This is a genomic window from Lentihominibacter hominis (assembly GCF_014385065.1).
GTDB lineage: Bacteria > Bacillota > Clostridia > Peptostreptococcales > Anaerovoracaceae > Lentihominibacter > Lentihominibacter hominis.
Map to the genome: position 1 here is coordinate 1 of NZ_JACRTA010000005.1, position 5,354 is coordinate 5,354.

General features: G+C 49.1%; 1 tRNA gene and 3 rRNA genes. All 4 read left to right on the forward strand.

Annotated elements, in window-relative coordinates:
- The first annotated feature begins 369 nt into the window (after positions 1-369).
- Positions 370-1,884: ribosomal RNA gene (locus H8692_RS10640) — 16S ribosomal RNA — on the forward strand.
- Positions 1,885-1,921: 37 nt separating this feature from the next.
- Positions 1,922-1,997: transfer RNA gene (locus tag H8692_RS10645), tRNA-Ala, on the forward strand.
- Positions 1,998-2,274: 277 nt separating this feature from the next.
- Positions 2,275-5,167 (forward strand): 23S ribosomal RNA (locus H8692_RS10650).
- Between the two features lie 68 nt (positions 5,168-5,235).
- Positions 5,236-5,352: ribosomal RNA gene (gene rrf, locus H8692_RS10655) — 5S ribosomal RNA — on the forward strand.
- The 16S, 23S and 5S rRNA genes sit together here with 1 tRNA gene alongside, the layout of an rRNA operon.
- Positions 5,353-5,354 lie beyond the last annotated feature (2 nt).

A 5,354-nucleotide genomic window follows, 5' to 3' on the forward strand; every position in this document is an offset into this window, starting at 1 on the left:
TAAACAAGCTGTCACGGCAGAGAGGAAAACAACGGAAAATAACGACGAAAAAAAGTTGGAAAAAGTTGTTGACAAAAGCGGTGACATGCGATATACTAAAAAAGCTCGCCAAGAGCGAGCGCGACCAGAAGAGACCAAGAGTTTTGAAAGGTCGAGAACATTGAAAACTTCATAGTGTAGAAATTTAAGTCAAAACAAAAAATGATTTAAAAGGATACTATACACAACCTGAAAAATGGAAGATGTAAAGTTTCCGTACAATTTCTAAAAAACAGTAATTCGGATAAGAATTAATTAGCGAAACGCTAAGCGTAAATGAGTTAGAAATTCAAACGATTTAAACTCATCGAGAGATGAGATTAGATACCATTAATAAAGAGTTTGATCCTGGCTCAGGATGAACGCTGGCGGCGTGCCTAACACATGCAAGTCGAGCGAGAAGCCTTTAAATGAAACTTCGGTAGATTTTAGAGGTGGGAAGCGGCGGACGGGTGAGTAACGCGTAGGCAACCTGCCCTTTGCAGAGGGATAGCCTCGGGAAACCGGGATTAAAACCTCATAAAGCTCTGTTAAGACATCTTAATAGGGTCAAAGATTTATCGGCAAAGGATGGGCCTGCGTCTGATTAGTTAGTTGGTGGGGTAACGGCCTACCAAGGCAGCGATCAGTAGCCGACCTGAGAGGGTGATCGGCCACATTGGAACTGAGACACGGTCCAAACTCCTACGGGAGGCAGCAGTGGGGAATATTGCACAATGGGGGAAACCCTGATGCAGCAACGCCGCGTGAAGGATGAAGGCCTTTGGGTCGTAAACTTCTGTTCTAAGGGAAGATAATGACTGTACCTTAGGAGCAAGTCCCGGCTAACTACGTGCCAGCAGCCGCGGTAATACGTAGGGGGCAAGCGTTATCCGGAATTATTGGGCGTAAAGGGTACGTAGGTGGTTACCTAAGCACAGGGTATAAGGCAATAGCTTAACTATTGTTCGCCTTGTGAACTGGGCTACTTGAGTGCAGGAGAGGAAAGCGGAATTCCTAGTGTAGCGGTGAAATGCGTAGATATTAGGAGGAACACCAGTGGCGAAGGCGGCTTTCTGGACTGTAACTGACACTGAGGTACGAAAGCGTGGGGAGCAAACAGGATTAGATACCCTGGTAGTCCACGCCGTAAACGATGAGCACTAGGTGTCGGGGTCGCAAGACTTCGGTGCCGCAGTTAACGCAATAAGTGCTCCGCCTGGGGAGTACGTTCGCAAGAATGAAACTCAAAGGAATTGACGGGGACCCGCACAAGCAGCGGAGCATGTGGTTTAATTCGAAGCAACGCGAAGAACCTTACCAGGACTTGACATCCCTCTGACAGGCCTTTAACAGGGCTTTTCTTCGGACAGAGGAGACAGGTGGTGCATGGTTGTCGTCAGCTCGTGTCGTGAGATGTTGGGTTAAGTCCCGCAACGAGCGCAACCCTTGTCATTAGTTGCCAGCAGTAAGATGGGCACTCTAGTGAGACTGCCGGGGATAACTCGGAGGAAGGTGGGGATGACGTCAAATCATCATGCCCCTTATGTTCTGGGCTACACACGTGCTACAATGGTCGGTACAGAGAGAAAGCGAGATCGTGAGGTGGAGCGAAACTCAAAAGCCGATCCCAGTTCGGATTGCAGGCTGCAACTCGCCTGCATGAAGTCGGAGTTGCTAGTAATCGCAGATCAGAATGCTGCGGTGAATGCGTTCCCGGGTCTTGTACACACCGCCCGTCACACCATGGAAGTTGGGGGCGCCCGAAGTTGGTCGAAAAAGAGATTACCTAAGGCGAAATCAATGACTGGGGTGAAGTCGTAACAAGGTAGCCGTATCGGAAGGTGCGGCTGGATCACCTCCTTTCTAAGGAGACGAAAGTTTCTGCACTATGAGTTTATATGGGGAATTAGCTCAGCTGGGAGAGCACCTGCCTTGCACGCAGGGGGTCAAGGGTTCGATCCCCTTATTCTCCACCATTGCAATCAATTTGCATGCTTATGTAGTATACTTAATGATTGTACGCACATTGAAAACTGAATAAAATTTGTGTAAAGCAAAAAAATCGAAAACGAATCGAGTATTAGAAGTTAAACCAAGTAGAGATATTTGAAAAGACTAAGCAAGTTTTTCTAAACTTGTGGGTATAATACTACGATTTCAAACCGAGAAACCAGAAAAATTTTCATAAAGAGTTAAAATAACTAATAGTTGAAAAAGAAAGACCTGATAACGCTATATCAGGCACTCATAATTGGTCAAGTGAGAAAGAGCATAAGGCGGATGCCTTGGCACTGGGAGCCGACGAAGGACGTGACAAGCTGCGAAAAGCTGCGGGTAGGAGCAAATATCTGACAATCCGCAGATGTCCGAATGGGGGAACCCAACTGTAGTAATGTACAGTTATCGCCGCATGAATATATAGTGCGAGCGAGGGAAACGGGGCGAACTGAAACATCTAAGTAGCCCTAGGAAGAGAAAGAAACATCGATTTCCTAAGTAGCGGCGAGCGAAAGGGAAAGAGGCCAAACCAGAGGACTTGTTCTCTGGGGTTGTGGACCATCAGAAGGTATCTTAAGCGATAGCCGAACAGTTTTGGAAAAGCTGAACGAAGAGGGTGAAATTCCCGTAGGCGAAATTGCGAGAGAGCCGGATGGCACCAGAGTAGTACCGGACACGTGAAACCCGGTATGAAGCCGGAGGGCCCACCCTCCAAGCCTAAATACTACCCAGTGACCGATAGCGAATAGTACCGTGAGGGAAAGGTGAAAAGGACCCCGGGAGGGGAGTGAAATAGAACCTGAAACCTTATGCTTACAAGCAATGGGAGCGCAAGTGACCATGTACTTTTTGTAGAACGGGCCAACGAGTTATGGTATGTAGCGAGGTTAAGGTGCTGGAGCACTGAAGCCGAAGCGAAAGCGAGTCTTAATAGGGCGAAAGTTATATGCTGTAGACCCGAAACCGGGTGACCTATCCATGTGCAGGTTGAAGCGAGAGTAAAATCTCGTGGAGGACCGAACCCGTATACGTTGAAAAGTGTTGGGATGACGTGTGGATAGCGGTGAAATTCCAATCGAACTCGGATATAGCTGGTTCTCCTCGAAATAGCTTTAGGGCTAGCCTTAAGGGATAGATACACGGAGGTAGAGCACTGAATGTTCTAGGGGCCTTCACCGGTTACCGAAAACTATCAAACTCCGAATGCCGTGCAATCAACCTTGGGAGTCAGACTATGAGAGATAAGTTCCATAGTCGAAAGGGAAAGAGCCCAGACCTACAGCTAAGGTCCCAAAATGTAAGTTAAGTGGAAAAGGATGTGGAGCTGCATAAACAGCTAGGATGTTGGCTTAGAAGCAGCCACTCATTTAAAGAGTGCGTAACAGCTCACTAGTCGAGTGACTCTGCGCCGAAGATAAACGGGGCTAAAACTTACTACCGAAGCTTAGGATACCGAAAGGTATGGTAGAGGAGCATTCTGTAAGGGCAGAAGCTAACTTGTAAGGGTTGGTGGACATTACAGAAGAGAGAATGTTGGCATGAGTAGCGAGAGCCAGGTGAGAATCCTGGCCACCGAAAATCTAAGGTTTCCTGAGGAAGGTTCGTCCACTCAGGGTTAGTCGGGACCTAAGCCGAGGGCGAAAGCCATAGGCGATGGATAACTGGTAGAGATTCCAGTACCACCGAAAGTTGTATGAACGAAGTGGGGACACAGAAGGATAAGCAGAGCACGCCGTTGGTAGAGCGTGTCCAAATAGTAAGGCTTGTATGTAGGCAAATCCGCATACTTTAAGGTTGAGCTATGATGGGGAGGGAAAAATAGTACCGGAAGCTGCTGATTTCACGCTGTCAAGAAAAGCCGCTAGTGAGACCGTAGGTGCCCGTACCGCAAACCGACACAGGTAGATGAGGAGAGAATCCTAAGGTGAGCGAGAGAACTATTGTTAAGGAACTCGGCAAAATGACCCCGTAACTTCGGGAGAAGGGGTGCCATCGAAAGATGGCCGCAGTGAAAAGGCCCAGGCGACTGTTTACCAAAAACACAGGTCTCTGCTAAAGCGAAAGCTGAAGTATAGGGGCTGACGCCTGCCCGGTGCTGGAAGGTTAAGGGGACTGCTTAGCTTCGGCGAAGGCATGAACTTAAGCCCCAGTAAACGGCGGCCGTAACTATAACGGTCCTAAGGTAGCGAAATTCCTTGTCGGGTAAGTTCCGACCCGCACGAAAGGCGTAACGATCTGGGCGCTGTCTCAACAATAGACTCGGTGAAATTGTAGTACCGGTAAAGATGCCGGTTACCCGCAGCAGGACGGAAAGACCCCGTGGAGCTTTACTGTAGCTTGATATTGGATTTCGGCATTGCATGTACAGGATAGGTGGGAGACTGAGAACTCAGGACGCCAGTTTTGAGTGAGTCACCGTTGGGATACCACCCTTGTAATGTTGAGGTTCTAACCACATACCGTAAGCCGGTATTGGGACAGTGTCTGGCGGGCAGTTTGACTGGGGCGGTCGCCTCCTAAAGAGTAACGGAGGCGCCCAAAGGTTCCCTCAGTGCGGACGGAAATCGCACGAAGAGTGTAAAGGCAGAAGGGAGCTTGACTGCGAGACAGACAAGTCGAGCAGGGACGAAAGTCGGGCTTAGTGATCCGGTGGTTCCGAGTGGAAGGGCCATCGCTCAACGGATAAAAGCTACCCCGGGGATAACAGGCTGATACCCCCCAAGAGTCCACATCGACGGGGGTGTTTGGCACCTCGATGTCGGCTCGTCTCATCCTGGGGCTGAAGTAGGTCCCAAGGGTTGGGCTGTTCGCCCATTAAAGAGGTACGCGAGCTGGGTTCAGAACGTCGTGAGACAGTTCGGTCCCTATCCGCTGTGGGCGTTGGAGATTTGAGTGGAGCTGTTCTTAGTACGAGAGGACCGGGATGGACATACCTCTGGTGCACCAGTTGTTCTGCCAAGGGCATAGCTGGGTAGCCACGTATGGACGGGATAAGTGCTGAAAGCATCTAAGTACGAAGCCCCCCACAAGAAAAGATCTCCTCCCAAAAGGGTAAGACCCGTGAGAGACTATCACGTTGATAGGTCGGAGGTGTAAGTGCAGTAATGTATGTAGCTGACCGATACTAATAGGTCGAACGCTTGACCAAGGTTTCAAGGAAGGAAGCGAACACAAAGTTTATTCAGTTTTGAGTGTGCGAAGCACTCAAGGAAGATATGCGGTGACAATAGCGAAGAGGATACACCTGTTCCCATACCGAACACAGAAGTTAAGCTCTTTAGCGCTGATGATACTTGGCGGGAGACCGCCTGGGAAAGTAGGACGTTGCCGCTTAT